Consider the following 17,766-nt stretch of genomic DNA (forward strand, 5'->3'; position numbering starts at 1 on the left):
GAATTTCACCATCGGTGAAACCACCTACGCCGCTGGCAGCACCGCAACCATCGCCAACGTCGGCAGCCTGGTGATCGGCGCCAACGGCGCTTATACCTTCACGCCTGCCGAAAATTACAACGGCAGCGTGCCGACGGTGAGCTACACCGTCACCGACGGCTCGGGCAGCAACGTCACTTCGACCCTGAACATCAGCGTCACGCCGGTCGATGACAGTTTCACCGACCTCAGCGAAAGCGTGAGCACCGCCGAAGACACCGCCGTCACCGGCAGCGTCCTCACCGGTACTTCGAGCGTCGACGGTCCGGTCAGCGTGGTTAATTTCACCATCGACGGTGTTGCTGGCACTTTCACCGCCGGCCAGACCGCGACCATTGCCAATGTCGGCACCCTGGTGATCGGCGCCAACGGCGCCTATACCTTTACGCCGGCCGAAAATTACAACGGCAGCATGCCAACCGTCAGCTACACCGTCACCGACGGTTCCGGCAGCAACGTCACCTCGACCCTGACCATCAGCGTCACCCCGGTCGATGACAGCTTCAGCGACCTCAGCGAAAGCGTAACCACCGCCGAAGACACCGCCGTCACCGGCAGCGTCCTCACTGGCACCTCGAGCGTCGACGGGCCAGTCAGCGTGGTGAACTTCACCATCGGTGAAACCACCTACGCCGCCGGCAGCACGGCGACCATCGCCAACGTCGGCACCCTGGTCATCGGTGCCAACGGCGCCTATACCTTCACCCCGGCCGCCAACTACAACGGTAGCGTGCCAACCGTGAGCTACACCGTCACCGACGGCTCCGGCAGCAATGTCACCTCGACCCTGACCATCAGCGTCACCCCGGTCGATGACAGCTTCAGCGACCTCAGTGAAACCGTGACTACCAACGAAGACACCGCCGTCACCGGCAGTGTGTTGACCGGCACCTCGAGCGTTGACGGTCCGGTCAGCGTGGTTAACTTCACCGTCGACGGTGTTGCTGGCACTTTCACCGCCGGCCAGACCGCGACCATCACCAACGTCGGCACCCTGGTGATCGCTGCGAACGGGGCTTACACCTTCACCCCGGCCGCCAACTACAACGGCAGCGTGCCAACCGTGAGCTACACCGTCACCGACGGCTCCGGCAGCAATGTCACCTCGACCCTGACCATCAGCGTCACCCCGGTCGATGACCCGAGCGTTCTGATCGCAGATACCAAGACCGTCGATGAAGACCACGTTGCAATCGGCAATGTGCTTGGCAATGACATCGATGTCGATAACGCCCTGAGTGTCGCGACATTCGCCATACAAGGCGTCCCTGGCTCCTTTACTGCGGGTCAAGTCGCGACTATCAGCGGCGTAGGTACTGTGACTATCGCCACCAACGGCGATTACAGTTTCACCCCTGCCGCAAACTGGAACGGCACCGTTCCACAGATCAGCTACACAACCAATACCAATTCCACCAGCACGCTGGATATTACGGTCAACTCGGTCAACGACGCTCCGACCGTTAATTCCACCTCGGCCAGCGGTGATGAAGATCATGTGATCGCCGTGCAGCTCGGCGGAAATGACATTGACGGCAGCGTCAACCACTTCACCCTGACCAGCCTGCCGGCCAATGGCAGTTTTTACGCAGACGCGGCCGGGACCATTGCGTTGACCACCAGCAGCGTGATCGCCGCAACCGCTAATGGCGCAACGGTTTACTTCAAACCCACCGGCGACTGGAGTGGCACCACCAGCTTCACCTACAGTGCGACCGACAACGGGGGCATGCCTTCTGCTACTTCGGCGACCGGCACCATCGTCGTCGCGCCAGTGACCGATACCCCGAGCCTGTCACTGACCGGTGGCGGTATGGTTGCCTCAACCGACTTCCAGGAAGTCGCGGTGAACGGTTCGAATACCAACGTCGATGTCAGCAAGCTTGGCAACGGCGTCTGGCACACGGACAACCAAGGAGGTATGGTCGAAATCGGCAAGGCCAGCGTTTACGGTGCCGGCGGCAATAGCCAGGTCATCGAACTTGAGCGCAATGCCGGTGATGCGAGCAACCTCTACACCACTATCGATGCGAAGTCCGGCACCACCTATAACGTGTCGTTCGACTATGCACCGCGTGCCGGCGTAGATAATTCGCTTATCAACGTGTACTGGGGCGGCAAGCTCATTGGCACCCTGAACACCTCGACCACGGGCATGCAGCACTACAGCTTCGACGTTCCGGTCATTGCCGATGGCAACCAGAATCTCGAATTCCGCGCCGGGGACAGCAACAGCCTGGGCGGCGTGCTGGACAACATCAATGTCACTCAGGTGCTCAACTCTGGCCTTGAAGACAACGCGATCCTGTTGTCCACCATCCAGGCCCACACCAATGACGCCGACGGTTCGGAAACGCTCACTCTCACACTGAGTGGCTTGCCGGCGGGCTCCATACTCACCGATGGCAACCATACCTTCAATGCTGCCGACGGCTCGACGTCGGTGGACATTACGGGTTGGAACCTGTCCACGCTCAAGCTGACACCGCCGACGAACTTCAATGGCGACATTCCCCTGACCGTTACGGCCACCGCCAAAGACGGCGACGCCCCAAGTGCGAGCACCTCGCTGCCACTGGTGGTGCACGTTGCTGCCGTCGATGACGCAAGCGTGCTGCAGACGGACAAGATCACCGTCGAAGAAGATCACAACGCGATCGGCAACGTGCTGACCAACGACCACGATGTCGATAATGTCCTGAGCGTCGCAAGCTTCAGCGTGAACGGGGTCAACGGCAGTTTCACGGCGGGCCAGACCGCAACCATCACTGGTGTCGGTACGCTAATCATCGCCAGCAACGGCGACTACACCTTCAAGCCGGCTGCCGACTGGAATGGCAACGTTCCACAGGTGACGTACACCACCAATACTGGCTCAAGCAGTACGCTGAACATCAGCGTCACGCCGGTCAACGACAACGTTACCGACGCCAACGAAACCGTCTCGACCCTGGAAGATACCGCCTTGACCGGCAGTGTCCTCACCGGCACGAGCAGCGTTGACGGCCCGGTCAGCGTGGTTAACTTCACCATCGGTGAAACCACCTACGCCGCCGGCAGCACGGCGACCATCGCCAACGTCGGCACCCTGGTCATCGGCGCCAACGGCGCCTACACCTTTACCCCGGCCGCCAACTACAACGGCACGGTGCCAACCGTCACCTACACCGTCACCGACGGTTCCGGCACAGACGACACTTCGACCCTGAACATCAGCGTTACGCCGGTCAACGACAACTTCACCGACGCCAGCGAAACAGTCTCGACCCTGGAAGACACCGCCTTGACCGGCAGTGTGCTCACTGACACGAGTAGCGTTGACGGCCCGGTCAGCGTGGTCAACTTCACCATCGGTGCAACCACTTACACCGCCGGCAGCACGGCGACCATCGCCAATGTCGGCACCCTGGTGATCGCGGCGAACGGGGCTTACACCTTCACCCCGGCCGCCAACTACAACGGCACGGTGCCGACTGTCACCTACACCGTCACCGACGGTTCGGGACCGAACGACACCTCGACCCTGAACATCAGCGTCACGCCGGTCGATGACAGCTTCACCGACGTCAACGAAACGGTATCGACCTTGGAAGATACTGCCCTCACCGGCAGTGTCCTCACCGGCACGAGCAGCGTCGACGGGCCAGTCAGCGTGGTTAACTTCACCATCGGTGAAACCACCTACGCCGCTGGCACCACGGCGACCATCGCCAACGTCGGCACCCTGGTGATCGGCGCCAACGGCGCCTACACCTTCACCCCGGCCGCCAACTACAACGGCGCGGTGCCAACCGTCACCTACACCGTCACCGACGGTTCGGGACCGAACGACACCTCGACCCTGAACATCAGCGTCACGCCGGTCGACGACAGCTTCACCGACGCCAGCGAAACGGTCTCCACCCTGGAAGACACGGCCCTCACCGGCAGCGTCCTCAGCGGCACGAGCAGCGTCGACGGGCCGGTCAGCGTGGTCAACTTCACCATCGACGGTGTTACTGGCACTTTCATCGCCGGCCAGACCGCGACCATCGCCAACGTCGGCACCCTGGTGATCGGCGCCAACGGTGCCTACACCTTCACCCCGGCAGCCAACTACAACGGCACGGTGCCGACCGTCACCTACACCGTCACCGACGGTTCGGGACCGAACGACACCTCGACCCTGAATATCAGCGTCACGCCGGTCAACGACAACTTCGCCGACGCCAACGAAACCGTCTCGACCCTGGAAGACACTGCCCTCACCGGCAGCGTCCTCACCGGCACGAGCAGCGTCGACGGCCCGGTCAGCGTGGTCAACTTCACCATCGACGGTGTTACTGGCACTTTCATCGCCGGCCAGAGCGCGACCATCGCCAACGTCGGCAGCCTGGTAATCGCAGCAAACGGGGCTTACACCTTCACCCCGGCCGCCAACTACAACGGCGCGGTGCCAACCGTCACCTACACCGTAACCGACGGCTTGGGACCCAACGTCACCTCGACCCTGAACATCAGCGTCACGCCAGTCGATGACCCGAGTGTGCTGGCTGCTGACCTCGAAACCACCCTTGAGGACAAGATCGCCGCCGGTAACGTTCTGACCAATGACCGCGATGTGGACAACGTTCTCAGCGTGACCAAGTTCACTATTGGTGGCATCGAGTACACCGCGGGGGGCACTGCCACCATCGCAAACGTGGGCAGGCTGACTCTCGGTGCCAACGGTGACTACAGCTTTACCCCTGCCGACAATTGGAGTGGCAAGGTTCCGACTGTGACCTACACCACCAATACCGGTTCAAGCACCACGCTGGACATCAGTGTGACCGCGGTCGCGGATACACCGATCGTGACCGCCACCACGTCTCAGGTGGCCGAGAACAGCAGCATCGCGTTGGGCTTGAAGGTAACGTCAGTGGACACTGATGGCTCTGAAACCCAGACCATTACCTCGATCGGCGGCATCCCGGCAGGTGCGACCCTGACCGATGGCACGCACACCTTTACCGGCACAACCGGTAACGGCGTCGTCAACCTCAGCGGGTGGGATGTAAGCAAGTTGAGCTACACCCCGGCACCGTACGCCACCGGCACCAACACGCTGACCGTGACGGCAGTCTCGACCGAGAGCCAGGGTGATTCGGCCAGCAATACGACGCAAATTCCGATCACGATCAATCCAGCGGTCTATAACCCGATCACTGCCACCGCAGATAATGACAATGTCACCGGCACCGATGCCAATGACATCGTGGTAGCGGATATCGGTGGGCTGACGGTCGTACCGGGTCAGAACTACAATATCGCCTTCATGGTCGACAGCTCCGGCAGTATGAGTTCCTCGTCGATCAACTCGGCCAAGAACTCGCTGACGTCGGTGTTCAACACCCTCAAGCAAAGCCTGGGCAGCAACTCGGGTACAGTGAACATCTTCCTGGTGGACTTCGACACCCAGGTCAACAAGTCGGTATCGGTGAACCTCAAAGACCCGAATGCGCTGACTCAGTTGAAGGCGACTCTGGACTCGATGTCATCCGGCGGCGGCACCAACTACGAGGACGTGTTCAAAACCACGGCCAACTGGTTCCAGAGTGCGGACGTCGTGGCCAACACGGGGGCGAAGAACCTCACGTATTTCATTACTGACGGCAAGCCAACTTACTACCAAAGCGGCGAGTCGACCAACCCGACCCTGTATGGCAGCACAACACTCGATAGCCTGATCACCACCAGCAACTATCAGCCGGGCACAGCGATCAGCCTGTTCCCCGACAGCACGCACCAGATCGACATTACCGCCTCGGGCTATGTGACCGTCTGGACCAAGAGCAGCAACGGCAACAACGGCAATGGCAATGGCAATGGCAACGGAGGTAGCTGGTCATACAAGGACTTCGGGTATCTGCGTGCCCAGGGTGACGGAACCTACGAATTTTCGAGTCGTGACGGCGACGGCAGTAGCACCGACTGGGACACCACCAGCAACTCAACCGGCAGCTTTACGTTGCTGAGCAACCTGTCGAATGTCGAGGCCATTGGCCTCAACAGCGGAGTGAGCCTCAACGACCTGAAGCCGTACGACTCGAATCAATCGCCACAAACCAACATTGATCCGAAGGACCTGGCCAACTCGATCATCGGCCACACCGAAGCGACGATGCCGGGTCACGACACCGTCAGCGGTGGCGACGGCAACGACCTTCTGTTCGGCGATCTGGTGAGCTTCAACGGCATTGCCGGCGAGGGTTACCAGGCAATGCAAGCCTTCGTGGCGCAGCAATCCGGTGTGGACGTCAGCAACGTCACCACCAGCAATGTGCACCAGTACATCACCGAGCATTACAACGCGTTCGATGTGTCCGGTGCCCATGACGGCAACGACACCCTGCTGGGCGGGGCGGGCAATGACATCCTGTTCGGTTCGGGCGGTAGCGACACCCTCGACGGAGGCAAGGGCAATGACATCCTGCTCGGAGGTACCGGCAACGACACGCTGATGGGCGGACAGGGCAACGACATCCTGATCGGTGGTTCCGGTGGTGACACCTTCGTCTGGAAAGCGGGCGACACCGGCAACGACGTGATCAAGGACTTCAAGGCCAGCGAAGGTGACCGGATCGACCTGCGCGATCTGTTGCAGGGTGAAACCGGCAGCACCATCGACAACTTCCTGAAGATCTCCACGGTCGATGGCGTGTCGTCGCTGCAAGTCAGCACAACCGGCCAGTTCAACTCGGGCAATGCGGCCGCCGCCACACCGGACGTGACGATCAAACTGGAAGGCAACAACTGGTCGAGCGCCAACCTGCACAACCTGATTGCCGGTAGCGACCCGACCATCAAGATCGATCACAACAACAGCTGATGCACGAAAACGGCCGTCCTTAGGGGGCGGCCGTCATGTTTGCGTCCACTGCCCGGTGACGATTTCGTCGCCGCGCCACATACTGGCGCGCAGTTGACCTATGCTGCTGACAGCACGACGCTGGTTCAATTCTGAGGGATGCTCAATGTTTTACGTGCAACGCGATGCGCAGGGCCTGTTGGTACGCGTGGAACCCGCCGCCTACGCCGAGGCCACGGAAACGCTGGCGGCCGACAATCATGAAATCCTGGCCTGGTTTGCCAACGCGGCTGTGGAAAACAGCCTCAAACAGCTCAAGCAGAGCGACTTTGAAATGATTCGGGTACTCGATGACCTGATTCAGGTGCTGACCCAAAAAGGCGTGATCCGTGTCACCGACCTGCCACCGGCGGCCCAGGCCAAACTGATGGACCGGACCCAGGCGCGTGAGGCGTTGGGTGGGTTGAGTCAGTTGATCGATGAGAATGAAAGCGGGTTGATCTGATCATCGATCTTCAGTGACTGTTCCAGCCGTCGTCGCGGGCTTGCCCGCGATGAAGGCGTCACTGACAACCCGACGCCAAGAGTTACTTCCAGGGCTTGGGCTCGCCGAACAGCTGGCCCTGCACACCATATAGCCCCATCTCGCGAATCACCGACAATTCCCCTTCTGTCTCGACCCGCTCGGCAATCAGGGGCAAGTCAATGCTGTGCGCCGCTCGCTGGATCGCCTCGATGAACAGGCGTTTGTCACTCTCCAGATCAATCGACCGAATGTAGCTGCCATCGATTTTCAGGTACGCCAGACCCAGCCGGGCCAGGTTGCCGATCATGCTGAAGCGGCCACCGAAACGTTGCAGGCTCAGGGAGAACCCCAGTTCGCGCAGACGCCGGGTCAGTTGCTCCAGCACTGCCTGATCAGGCAGTTGCTCTTCGCCAATTTCCAGGGTCAGACGCGGGCCGAGGTTGGAATGCGAGCGCAGTATCTCGAGGATTTTGTTTTGCGCCTGCGGATCGGCCAGGGTAGCCGACGACAGGTTCAGCGCCAGCGATTCCTCATGCCCGCTCATTTGCTCCAATACCCGCTCGAGCATCAGCCGATCCAGACGTGCAGTCCAGCCGAAGCGCTCCAGCCAAGGCAGAAAACGCCCGGCGGGGATGGTCTGGCCGTGTTCGTCGAGCAGCCGCGACAACACTTTGTAGTGCAACACCAGTTGCGTGTCCTGGGCGGCCACTACCGGTTGGAAATACAGCTCGAAACGTTGCTGTGTCAGCGCCTGGTCGAGCATGAGGTGCCAGGCGTGGTGATCGTCGCCGACACTGGCCGCAAGGCTGTGTTCGATACAGGCCCAGTTTTGCTCGCCCTGGCCTTCGGCCTGGGCCAGTGCCTGATCGCCGAGGCTAAGCACGGCTTGCGGCGAGTCGCCGTGAGCAAAAGGCGCCAGGCCGATAGAGGCTACGGCAGCCACATCGGTGGCGCCGGTAGCGTGAAGACTGGCCAAGGCGCTGTCGAGGTTCTGTGCCAATTGCAGCGCTTCTGTGCGCACCAGTCCCGGTGCCAGTACGGCAAATTCGCCACCACGGATACGGGTGACCAGGTTTTGGGTTTCCGGGTATTTGGCGCACTCGCGGGACAATTGCTCGCCGACGGCCTTGAGCACTTCATCGGTGCGCTGACCACCAAGGCGCTGGTTGAGACCGGCCAGATCCTTGACCCGCAACAACAGCAGGTAACCGGAACTGGCCTGCTCCGGGTTGCTTACCCGCGCATTCAATTGCATCTCGAAATAACGCCGGTTGGCCAACCCGGTCAACGAGTCCTGATAGGACTCGACCCGAAGTTTTTCACTGCGTTCGGCCTGCTCCTGGAAGAGTGCCTTGAGCTTCTCGACCATCTGGTTCATGGCCTGCACTACCCGGCGAAGTTCGGGGGTGCGCGGCAGTTCTGGCAGACTGAGGAATTCCCGCCGGGCGATGGCGTGGGATTGCTTGACCATGTAATCCAGCGGTTTCAATTGCTGACGCAGCAACAATGCGCCAAGTACCGCACTGACCGCGCCACATAGCAGCAACCAGCCCAGGCTGCCCAAAGCGCTTTGCCATAACTTGGCCAGCGCGAACATTGGGTGGCTGACCACCTCGACCCGGGCAGCCTGCTCCCAGCCACGGCTGACGATCGCATCACCACCGGCGGGCTCCAGGCCGATCAGTTTGACGAACCAGTCCGGAACATTGTTGATCGCCGGAATGCCCGTGCGCTCGACCAGGGGCTGATTGGTTTTCACATCGACCACGCGGATGCTCGCGTAGTAACCGCTGTCGAAAATCGAGCTGACCAGCAACTCGACCATCGCCGGGTCGTCGATGTTCGGTGTCAGGGACAGCGCCAGCGCCGTCGCGGCGTCCTGGGCATGGGAGCGCAACTGGTTGACGTACTGAGTACGCGAGCTCTCCAGGCTGACCATGAAACTACCGGTGAAGGCGACCACCAGGAACAGACAGATAGCAATCAACAGCTGTTTGAACAAAGACATCTGAGCACGTGCTCCTAGTTAGTCGTCTCGACCGGGAATCCTTCGGCCTGCATTTTTTTCAACACATCCTGCCAACGCGAAAGGCGTTTGGTATCGCCGACCTTTTTATTGCCCTTGGCACCCGGCAACCACATCCCTTCCGCATTGAAAGAGTAGACCGGCAGCAAATCCTTTCGCTGGCTGGCCGGCTTGATTGCATCAATCAGGCTGTCGAGCACCAGGGGCTCGGCCTCCGGACTCGAGTAGTAGGTCAGCACCATGTGCGCACGGTTCTGGGTCAGTGCCTTGACATAGGTGATACGCAGCTTTTCACTGGCTACACCGAGGTGTCGCAGGCTGAAGTACTTGGCAATAGCGTAGTCTTCACAGTCGCCGGCGCCTTTCCAGAGGGCTTCGATCGGGGTTTCCCAGTAGTCGACTTCATGCCACAGATCCATGTCTTCGACGTATCGCAGCTGTTTGTTGAAGAAGCGATTGACCACATTGAGTTGTTCCAGCTCGCCGATCTGCTTCTGGCTGGTCAACAAGTATTGCCAATCATTAATGCGCTGCTGACCTTCTCCCAAAGGTCCGTACAATGCCTGCGCTCGCCGGCTGATCAGGGAAAAATCCCAATCGGCGCTCAAGCTGCCCAGCATCACGCCAGTCAGCAGCAATGCGCTGCACAGCCAGCGTAAAACCCGGGGGATCGTTAAACTTGCCACCAATGCGAGGCATCCTGGATAGGCAGGAGGGAGTCGTTCGAATGGTGAAGGTTAGCCCGGGAAAAGACAATGGCACTGTGAGATCACTGGCGGCGCGCTAAACTGGAAGAAAGGCACTCCAGAGCTTGTTTGACAAGCAGTCAGCCAGTCACTAGTGTCATTTGGATCCAAAAATATTCCATCAATCAGGGTGCGTTTAGTGACACAAAAGCCCAACCCTCTCAGCAGTATCAAGGTCAACGGGCCGATTCCTGCACACATGGCACGCTCGGTGATCGAAGAAACCCTGCGCGCGGCCATACTCGACGGGCGCATTCCTTGCGGTGCGGCCTTGCGACAGCAAGACCTCGCCGACCTGTTCGGCGTCAGCCGCATGCCTGTACGCGAAGCCTTGCGCCAACTCGAAGCACAATCGTTGCTCAATGTGGTTGCCCATAAGGGCGCCGTGGTCGCGCCGCTGGTACAGGGCGATGCCGTGGAAACCTATGCGCTGCGCATCCTGCTGGAATCCGAAGCCCTGCGTCTCTCGGTACCACTGCTCCAGGACGAAGATCTCGAACAGGCTGCCCGCTACATCGATGCACTGGAAACGGAAAGCGACTACACCGAAATCGGTCGGCTCAATCGCCTGTTCCACATGACGCTTTACACCCGGGCGCCGAATCGCCGGCTGTTGAAACTGGTCGAAGACGGCCTGAACGAAGAAGAACGGTTCCTGCGTTTCAACCTGGAAGCCATGGGCCTGGGCAAACTCTCCCAGGATGACCACAAGGCACTGTTGCAGGCAGCCGAAGCCCGGGACGTCGAACACTCCGTGCAGCTGCTCGAGCATCACCTGAACCGAGCGGTCGAGGTCATTACGCGCTACCTCAACAGCCCTGAAGTCCAAGCCAGGAACAGGTCGAAGTAGCCCGCGGCGGCAAGCCCGGGGAATGTACCGAAGGGTTTTCCTCGCTTGCCGCGCATTCCCCCCCAAATGCTCCGCGAATGATTTGATTACAAATCCCCCGCCCCCATACCACACCACCCTTGCGGCGCCATACCGCGCCCCAACGCCCCGCCGCCTTAAAACCCGACCATTGCAACGTTTGCGTGATGCCTCAGTAATGGCGGCCACCTCGATTTACGCCCACTCTGGATAACCAGGACAAAAAACGGGTGACGCTCCGTGCGAATGGAGCAGTCTCTGCCCCCAGAAGCGAAGGAAGGAGCCTCATCACGGGAACGGAAGGATCGGTATCACTCGCGACCCACTTCCACCCCCTCAGACACCCACAACGACGCCCGTAAAAAGTTACTTCGAGTGAGGCATTCACTCTTTATTTAATTCTGACTTACATAAGCCGGAAGGAGTAACTACGCCAAAATAAAACCAATATAAGAAGTTTTATTGGAACTTTTCATCTTCGAAAAAGTTGAATATTGAAATAACAACAAAACAACTTGATCAAGACTTTATATGTGTATTAGTTTTTCTTCTCCGCCAGCCACAAACGGCAGTAACGCCTCAGCTACTCGGCATCAATAGCACTGAAAAAGATCAATACGTTTGAGGTACCCGTTCGCCAGGAGAAAACTTCCAGCGAACTTCAGTGCTTGATTACTTCTCACCCCGGATCATTTACAGGCTCATCCATGAAACCAACTAAAGAACGTCTGCTTCAAAAAAAATCAGAACTTAGCGAGCACCCGATCTTCTCTGAAATACATTCGCTGCCGGTCCTGCGACGCTTCATGGAAACCCACGTGTTTGCCGTATGGGACTTCATGTCGCTGACCAAGCGTCTGCAACAGGAATTGACCTGCGTGCGACTGCCCTGGCTGCCACCGCAGGATCCCCAGGCCGCGCGGTTGATCAACGAGATCGTACTGGGTGAGGAGTCGGATGATCGTCCGGCCCGGGGTCATTACAGCCACTTCGAGTTGTACCTGGATGCAATGCGCGAGGTCGGCGCCTGTACCGTTGCCATCGAACGCTTCGTGGCCCTGCAGCAAGAGGGTGTGAGCTACGACGTGGCATTGCAGAGCATCAAGGTCGATCCGGCGGCCGCGGATTTCGTTCGCCATACGCTACACACCGCACTGCATGCACCGGGTCACAGTGTGGCGGCGGCGTTTCTGCACGGTCGCGAGAGCGTTATCCCGCAGATGTTCCAGCGCATCCTCGACGATTGGGGCATCGGTATCGAACAGGCACCGACTTTCCGGTACTACCTCGAACGGCACATTGAGGTCGATTCCGAGGACCACGGCCCGGCAGCGGAAAAGCTCCTGTCGCGACTGGTCGATAGCGACCCGCAACGGCAGGAAGATGTATACGCCAGCGCCATCGCAGCCGTGGAAAGTCGTATCGCCCTGTGGGACGGGTTGCGCCTGAGCATGAACGCATCCGTCACGGAGGTGAGCGCATGAACGCCGCAGACTACCAATCCTTCGCTGATGCCTGGGAGAGCCGCGCGACCATCCGCACCCGCCCGCGCCGTGTGCTGGAAAACGACGACAAACTGATCTACCCGTTGAGCCGCCAACCGCTGGTGCTGAGCGAAACCTTTGTGCGCCAATGCCCGGAACAGCGCGACTTCGCCCTGGTGCAGACCCTCTACAAGTTCATCAACGATGTGGTGATCTTCGAAACCGAGATCGTCGACAAAACCGCCCGCAGCATCGCCAAGAATCGCTTCGCGGTCGAGTTCCCGTTCGCCTGCCGCTACGACGCCATGACTGTCGTGGTGGACGAGGATTATCACGCACTGGTGGCGATGGATTTCATGCAACAGACCATCGCGTTGACCGGCATCACCCCCATTGAATTGCCGGATGAAATCGAACTGAGCCGAGCAATACCGGCGGCCGTGGCGCTCGCACCGGAGCACCTGCGTAGCGCTGTAGAACTGATCTGCGTGGCCATCGCCGAAAACACGGTGACCGGTGATGTCGCCGCATTTGCCAAGGACGACACGGTCAAGCAATCGATCAAGGGCCTGATGGCCGATCACTTGCTGGACGAGGGGCGTCACTCCGGTTTTTGGGCGCGGCTGGTACGCATCTACTGGCATGCCGCAAGTGCAGACGACCGCCAGTGCATCGCCCAGATCTTGCCGGTGTTCATTGCTCATTACCTGACCAACGACATCCAGAAATCCTTCGACTTCTGCCTGATCGACGCACTGCAGATCAACGACTCGGCGCGCCACGCCCTCAGGAACGAAGTATCGGCACTGGCCTTCCCGATAAGTCGCCATCACCCGCTGGTGGCCAACATTGTGCGGTTTTTCCACAGCAGTTCGTTGCTCGATTCGCCGTGCGTACAAACCGCCCTCAGCGACTACCTGGTTTGACGAGGAGCCCATCATGAGACGTCTCGACATCTTGCTCATTGGACAAAGCCAGGCACTGACCGAGCTGGCATTGGAACTCGAACAACACGGTCACTCACTGACGCGGATGTTCGCACTCGACGAAATGTCGGGGCCTGCGGATCTACTGATCGTCGATGGCACGTCACCTCCGTTCACCAGTCAGGCGCAACGACTGACATTGCAATTGGGCCTTGGCCTGCCGCAGGCGTCCGGCCTGCCTTCGCTGGACCTGTTGTGCTGCAATGGTTCAACGCTGCTGACCCGTGTACCCATCGCCGATGAACCGTCGGGTAACGGCCAGGCGTTGAGTAGGCAGGCCATGACAGCACTGGTTGACCACGTGGCGCTGCTGGTCAGTCGCTACTCGCGCGATGCCGACTATTTTCGGCTCGCCGAACCCGCCGAACCTGTTCGCTTCGAGCGCATCGAGAGTTTGCGGTTCCTTGATAGCCTCGCGTTCGTGCATCGCCTCAATACCACCGCCGACCCACGACTGCAGCAACTTGCGCAAACGCCGATGATCGAAAGGCTGGAGCAACAGTGCATCCAGAATGCTGACCGTCCGGCCTTGAGCATCGATGGCACCACCCTCGACTATCGCCAGTTGCACGCCCACAGCCGCGCCATCCAGCAACGCCTGCGACCGCTGCTGGAGCAGCATCAAGGCCCGATAGTCATCGGGATCTGCCTGCCCAAATGCAGCGCGCTGTATGCGGGAATCCTGGCGATCCTGGGCAGCGGCGCGGTGTACTTGCCGCTGGAGCCGAGCCATCCGTTGCAACGTCAGCAGTACATCCTGTCGAATGCCGGGGCGGTGTTGTTGCTGCATGACGGCGAGCACCCCCTGGCGAACGAGATGCCAGGGCTGAACATCAGCAGCATCGACGCCCATGCAGCAGATCTCTCTCAACCGTTGATGCGCCAACGCCCCGACCTCGATACGCCATGCATGGCCCTCTACACCTCGGGCACCACCGGCCATCCGAAGGGCGTGCTGCTCAGCCAGGCCAACCTCGCGCACTTCACCCACTGGTACGCCGACTATGTTCAGCTGACCAGCCAGAGCCGGGTGCTGCAGTTTTCTTCGTTGAGTTTCGACTCATCGCTGATCGACATCTTCCCCACCCTGTTGCAAGGCGCCGAGCTGATCGTGCCCGACGAGGACCAACGCCGCGATCCCCTGCAACTGGTGGAACTGATCCGTCATCGGCAACTGAGCCACGCCTTTTTGCCGCCGGCCTTGTTGAGCATCCTGCCGCTGGAGCAATTGCAGCGCCTGGACCATGTGATGACCGGCGGCGATGTCTGCGAACCGTGGGTCATCGAGCAACTGAGCCGTCAGGGCAAGCTCTACAACCTCTACGGGCCCACCGAGGCCACGGTGCTGATTACCGCGCGCAAACTCCAGCCAGGCGACCACAACCGGTCGCTGGGCGCTCCAATCGCCAATAGCCAGGTGTTGATTCTCGATGACGATTTTCAACCGGTGGCCGAACAGACCGTCGGCGAGTTGTACATCGCCGGCCCGGGCGTGTGCCTGGGATACCTGAACAACCCGCAGCAAACCGCTGAGCGTTATCTGGACCTGAACTTGCCTGATGGCCGGCCCCTGCGCGTCTATCGCACCGGGGACATGGCGAAGTGGACGGCTGAAGGGATCGAGCTGTGCGGTCGGCGTGATAATCAGGTGAAGATTCGCGGCTTCCGGGTCGAGCCGGAAGAGATTGAGCGCTGCCTGCGCGACAGCCAGTTGTACCGCCAGGTTGCCGTGGTCATCGATAGCCAGCGGCGGATTCTGGCTTTCCTTGCCCAGCCCCGAGAGAACCTTCCCGGCAGCGCTCGCCAGGCGTTGAGGGCCCACGCGACACAGCACCTGCCGGACTACATGCACCCTGTTGCATGGACCGAGCTGGCAAGCATGCCTTACGCCAGCAATGGCAAGGTCGACCGCAAGGCGTTGCTGGATCTGCCGGTGAGCGTCACCGAGAACCCTTCACGGCGCCTGCCCGTCAACGCCGATGAGGCCCTGCTGCTGGAAATCTGGGCGCAGTTGCTGGAGCTGCCGGCGAGCGACATTTCCACCGACGAAAGCTTCTTCAATCTGGGCGGGCACTCGATCCTGCTGTCGCGCATGCTCCTGCGACTGCGCGAGGAGTTCGGGCGCAGCATCTCGATCAACCGATTCATCGAAATGCCCACCCTCGAGAAACTGGCGACACTGGTACGCGGCTTCGGCAGCGAAGAAGTGCTGAGCGAACAGGCCATGCGCGATGCCTTCCGCGAACTGGATATTCAGCCAATGCCCGTCAGCCGCATGGGCGATGTGCACAAGGTGATCGTCACCGGTGCCAACAGTTTTGTCGGTGTACACATCGTCGAGGCATTGCTGGCCTGGGGCGCCAGTGAAGTCGCCTGCCTGGTTCGCGACGGCAACGGGCAATCGGCGAACGAGCGCTTTGCCCAGGCGTTACGGGAGAACCGTCTGGAGCATCTGGATATGAGCCGGGTGCGGGTTTACACGGCAGACGTCACACGGCCGGAACTCGGTTTGGCGCCCGAGGTTTACCAGCGGCTGGATCAGGAGTTTGGCGCTCTGGTGCACAACGCGGCCAACGTCAATCACGTCCTCGATTACGAGTCGCTCGCCCGGGACAACGTCGAGCCGATTTTCGAATGTTTGCGCCTGTGCGAAGGACGCAGCAAAAAAGTCTTCAACTTCGTCTCGACGCTCTCGGCCTCCAGCACGATATCCGACGATGGCCGAGTGCTCGAGTTGCCGGCCGCACTCACACCACCGATCTACATCAAGAACGGCTACAACCTGTCCAAATGGGTCGGCGAGCGAATCCTCGAACGGGCACGGGAGCTTGGTGTGCGGGTCAATCTCTACCGTCCCGGCAACATTAGCTTCAACAGCCTCACGGGCGTGTGTCAGCCGCACAAGAATCGCCTGATGCTGATGCTCAAGGGCTCGATCCAGCTTGGCCAAGTACCGGAGTTCGCCTTGAATTTCGACTTGATGCCAGTGGACTTTCTCGCCCGATTCATCGCCTTCCACGCCAGTCGTTATCAACCGGAACAAGCGGTATTCAACCTGCACAACCCCGAGCCCTTGAGCTGGGACAACTACGTGGCGTCCTTCCGCGAGGCAGGCCGCGAATTCACGATGGTCAGCGTCGCCGACTGGCAGCAGCAACTGGGTCGGGTCGACAGCGACAACGCGTTGTTCGGCGTGCTGGGGTTCTACCTCAACGGTTTCGAGGAGGACATCGGCGATATCTCGATGATCGGCCACGACAACGCCCAGGCCGGTGTTCGGCTAATGGGCGCGCACTACCCGCAAAAGTCCCCGGCGCTGCTGCGTCGCGGCTGCGATTACCTCAAAGAAATCAATTTCATCTGACGCAACCAAACGGAGCAAAACCATGAGTATTCTGCAACCCGACACCCTGATCAAAAACCCTCAAGGCTGCCACGTGGTGTCCTCGGTGGACGTGCCCGCCGATGCCACTCGGGTATGGGCCGTAGTCGGTAACTTTGCCGGCTTCGATCGCTTCATCCCGGCACTGTCGCATATAGAGATGACCGGCGAAGGCGTGTCATCGTTGCGCAAAAAGTTTTTCAAGGACGGCAACCTGGTGGTCGAGCAGCTCAACTCCCGGGACGACCAGGCACGGCACATGACCTGGACCACTATCTACAACACCCTGGGTGTGGCCAATCTGTGGGCCGCGATGAGCGTTGAACCACTGGATGCGGGCAAGTCCAGAGCCACCTGGACCATCATCGCCGAACCGGCGCAGGGCGCCGCCGAGGCACTGCCGGGCTTCAAGGACTTCGTACAGGGTTTTGCCGATGATGCGATGAACAATGTGCTGAAGCTGTTTGCGTAAGACGTGAAAAAGCCCGTTGTGGAGAGGCTCCACAACGGGCTTTTCAGTACCCCTGAAACGACAAAACCCCTGTCTGCGTTAGCAGACAGGGGTTTCGGAATTCAATCTTGACGATGACCTACTCTCACATGGGGAAACCCCACACTACCATCGGCGATGCATCGTTTCACTTCTGAGTTCGGGATGGGATCAGGTGGTTCCAACGCTCTATGGTCGTCAAGAAATTCTGTAACCAGCCCGTTAGAACTTTAACGTGCCAGTGAAAACTGGTGACTTCTACTAAAACAAAACCCCTACCTGCATACGCAGATAGGGGTTTCGGAATTTAATCTTGACGATGACCTACTCTCACATGGGGAAACCCCACACTACCATCGGCGATGCATCGTTTCACTGCTGAGTTCGGGA

General features: G+C 59.6%; 9 protein-coding genes and 1 rRNA gene. 7 read left to right on the plus strand and 3 right to left on the minus strand.

Annotated elements, in window-relative coordinates; translation table 11 throughout:
* Window positions 1-6,889: tandem-95 repeat protein (locus KGB29_RS22915; RefSeq protein WP_154910994.1), on the plus strand; the 6,889-nt coding region annotated here is incomplete at its 5' end.
* 145 nt (window positions 6,890-7,034) lie between these two features.
* Window positions 7,035-7,373: a tryptophan synthase subunit beta gene (locus KGB29_RS22920; RefSeq protein WP_150815185.1), complete on the plus strand. Its 339-nt coding sequence runs from the start codon at window positions 7,035-7,037 to the stop codon at window positions 7,371-7,373.
* An 82-nt stretch (window positions 7,374-7,455) separates the two neighbouring features.
* On the opposite strand, the gene lapD is transcribed toward KGB29_RS22920, so the two are convergent.
* Together lapD and lapG are read right to left on the minus strand one after the other, a co-directional pair.
* Window positions 7,456-9,402 (minus strand): cyclic di-GMP receptor LapD, encoded by a 1,947-nt coding sequence (gene lapD, locus KGB29_RS22925; RefSeq protein ID WP_154862439.1) that lies wholly within the window; start codon window positions 9,400-9,402, stop codon window positions 7,456-7,458.
* A gap of 14 nt (window positions 9,403-9,416) precedes the next feature.
* Window positions 9,417-10,109 (minus strand): cysteine protease LapG, encoded by a 693-nt coding sequence (gene lapG, locus KGB29_RS22930; RefSeq protein WP_057712560.1) that lies wholly within the window; start codon window positions 10,107-10,109, stop codon window positions 9,417-9,419.
* A gap of 196 nt (window positions 10,110-10,305) precedes the next feature.
* Here lapG and KGB29_RS22935 point away from each other — a divergent pair, with 196 nt between their 5' ends.
* From KGB29_RS22935 to KGB29_RS22955, 5 genes are all read left to right on the plus strand, one after another.
* Window positions 10,306-11,016 (plus strand): GntR family transcriptional regulator, encoded by a 711-nt coding sequence (locus KGB29_RS22935; RefSeq protein WP_154910995.1) that lies wholly within the window; start codon window positions 10,306-10,308, stop codon window positions 11,014-11,016.
* Between the two features lie 725 nt (window positions 11,017-11,741).
* The gene (locus KGB29_RS22940; RefSeq protein ID WP_150815189.1) at window positions 11,742-12,518 is read left to right on the plus strand and encodes a DUF3050 domain-containing protein; all 777 of its coding nucleotides are present in this window, start codon (window positions 11,742-11,744) and stop codon (window positions 12,516-12,518) included.
* A complete protein-coding gene (locus KGB29_RS22945; RefSeq protein WP_154910996.1) occupies window positions 12,515-13,444 on the plus strand; it encodes a diiron oxygenase in 930 nt (309 codons plus the stop codon). Before KGB29_RS22940 ends, KGB29_RS22945 begins: the two co-directional genes overlap by 4 nt.
* Window positions 13,445-13,457: 13 nt before the next feature.
* Window positions 13,458-16,868: a non-ribosomal peptide synthetase gene (locus KGB29_RS22950; protein ID WP_154910997.1), complete on the plus strand. Its 3,411-nt coding sequence runs from the start codon at window positions 13,458-13,460 to the stop codon at window positions 16,866-16,868.
* Between the two features lie 22 nt (window positions 16,869-16,890).
* The gene (locus tag KGB29_RS22955) at window positions 16,891-17,358 is read left to right on the plus strand and encodes an SRPBCC family protein (protein WP_102672825.1); all 468 of its coding nucleotides are present in this window, start codon (window positions 16,891-16,893) and stop codon (window positions 17,356-17,358) included.
* 105 nt (window positions 17,359-17,463) lie between these two features.
* Here the strand turns inward: KGB29_RS22955 and rrf are convergent.
* Window positions 17,464-17,579 (minus strand): 5S ribosomal RNA (gene rrf, locus KGB29_RS22960).
* Window positions 17,580-17,766: the final 187 nt, after the last annotated feature.

The sequence above is a fragment of the Pseudomonas sp. BF-B-30 genome, assembly GCF_019956305.1.
Taxonomy (GTDB): Bacteria; Pseudomonadota; Gammaproteobacteria; order Pseudomonadales; family Pseudomonadaceae; genus Aquipseudomonas; species Aquipseudomonas jessenii.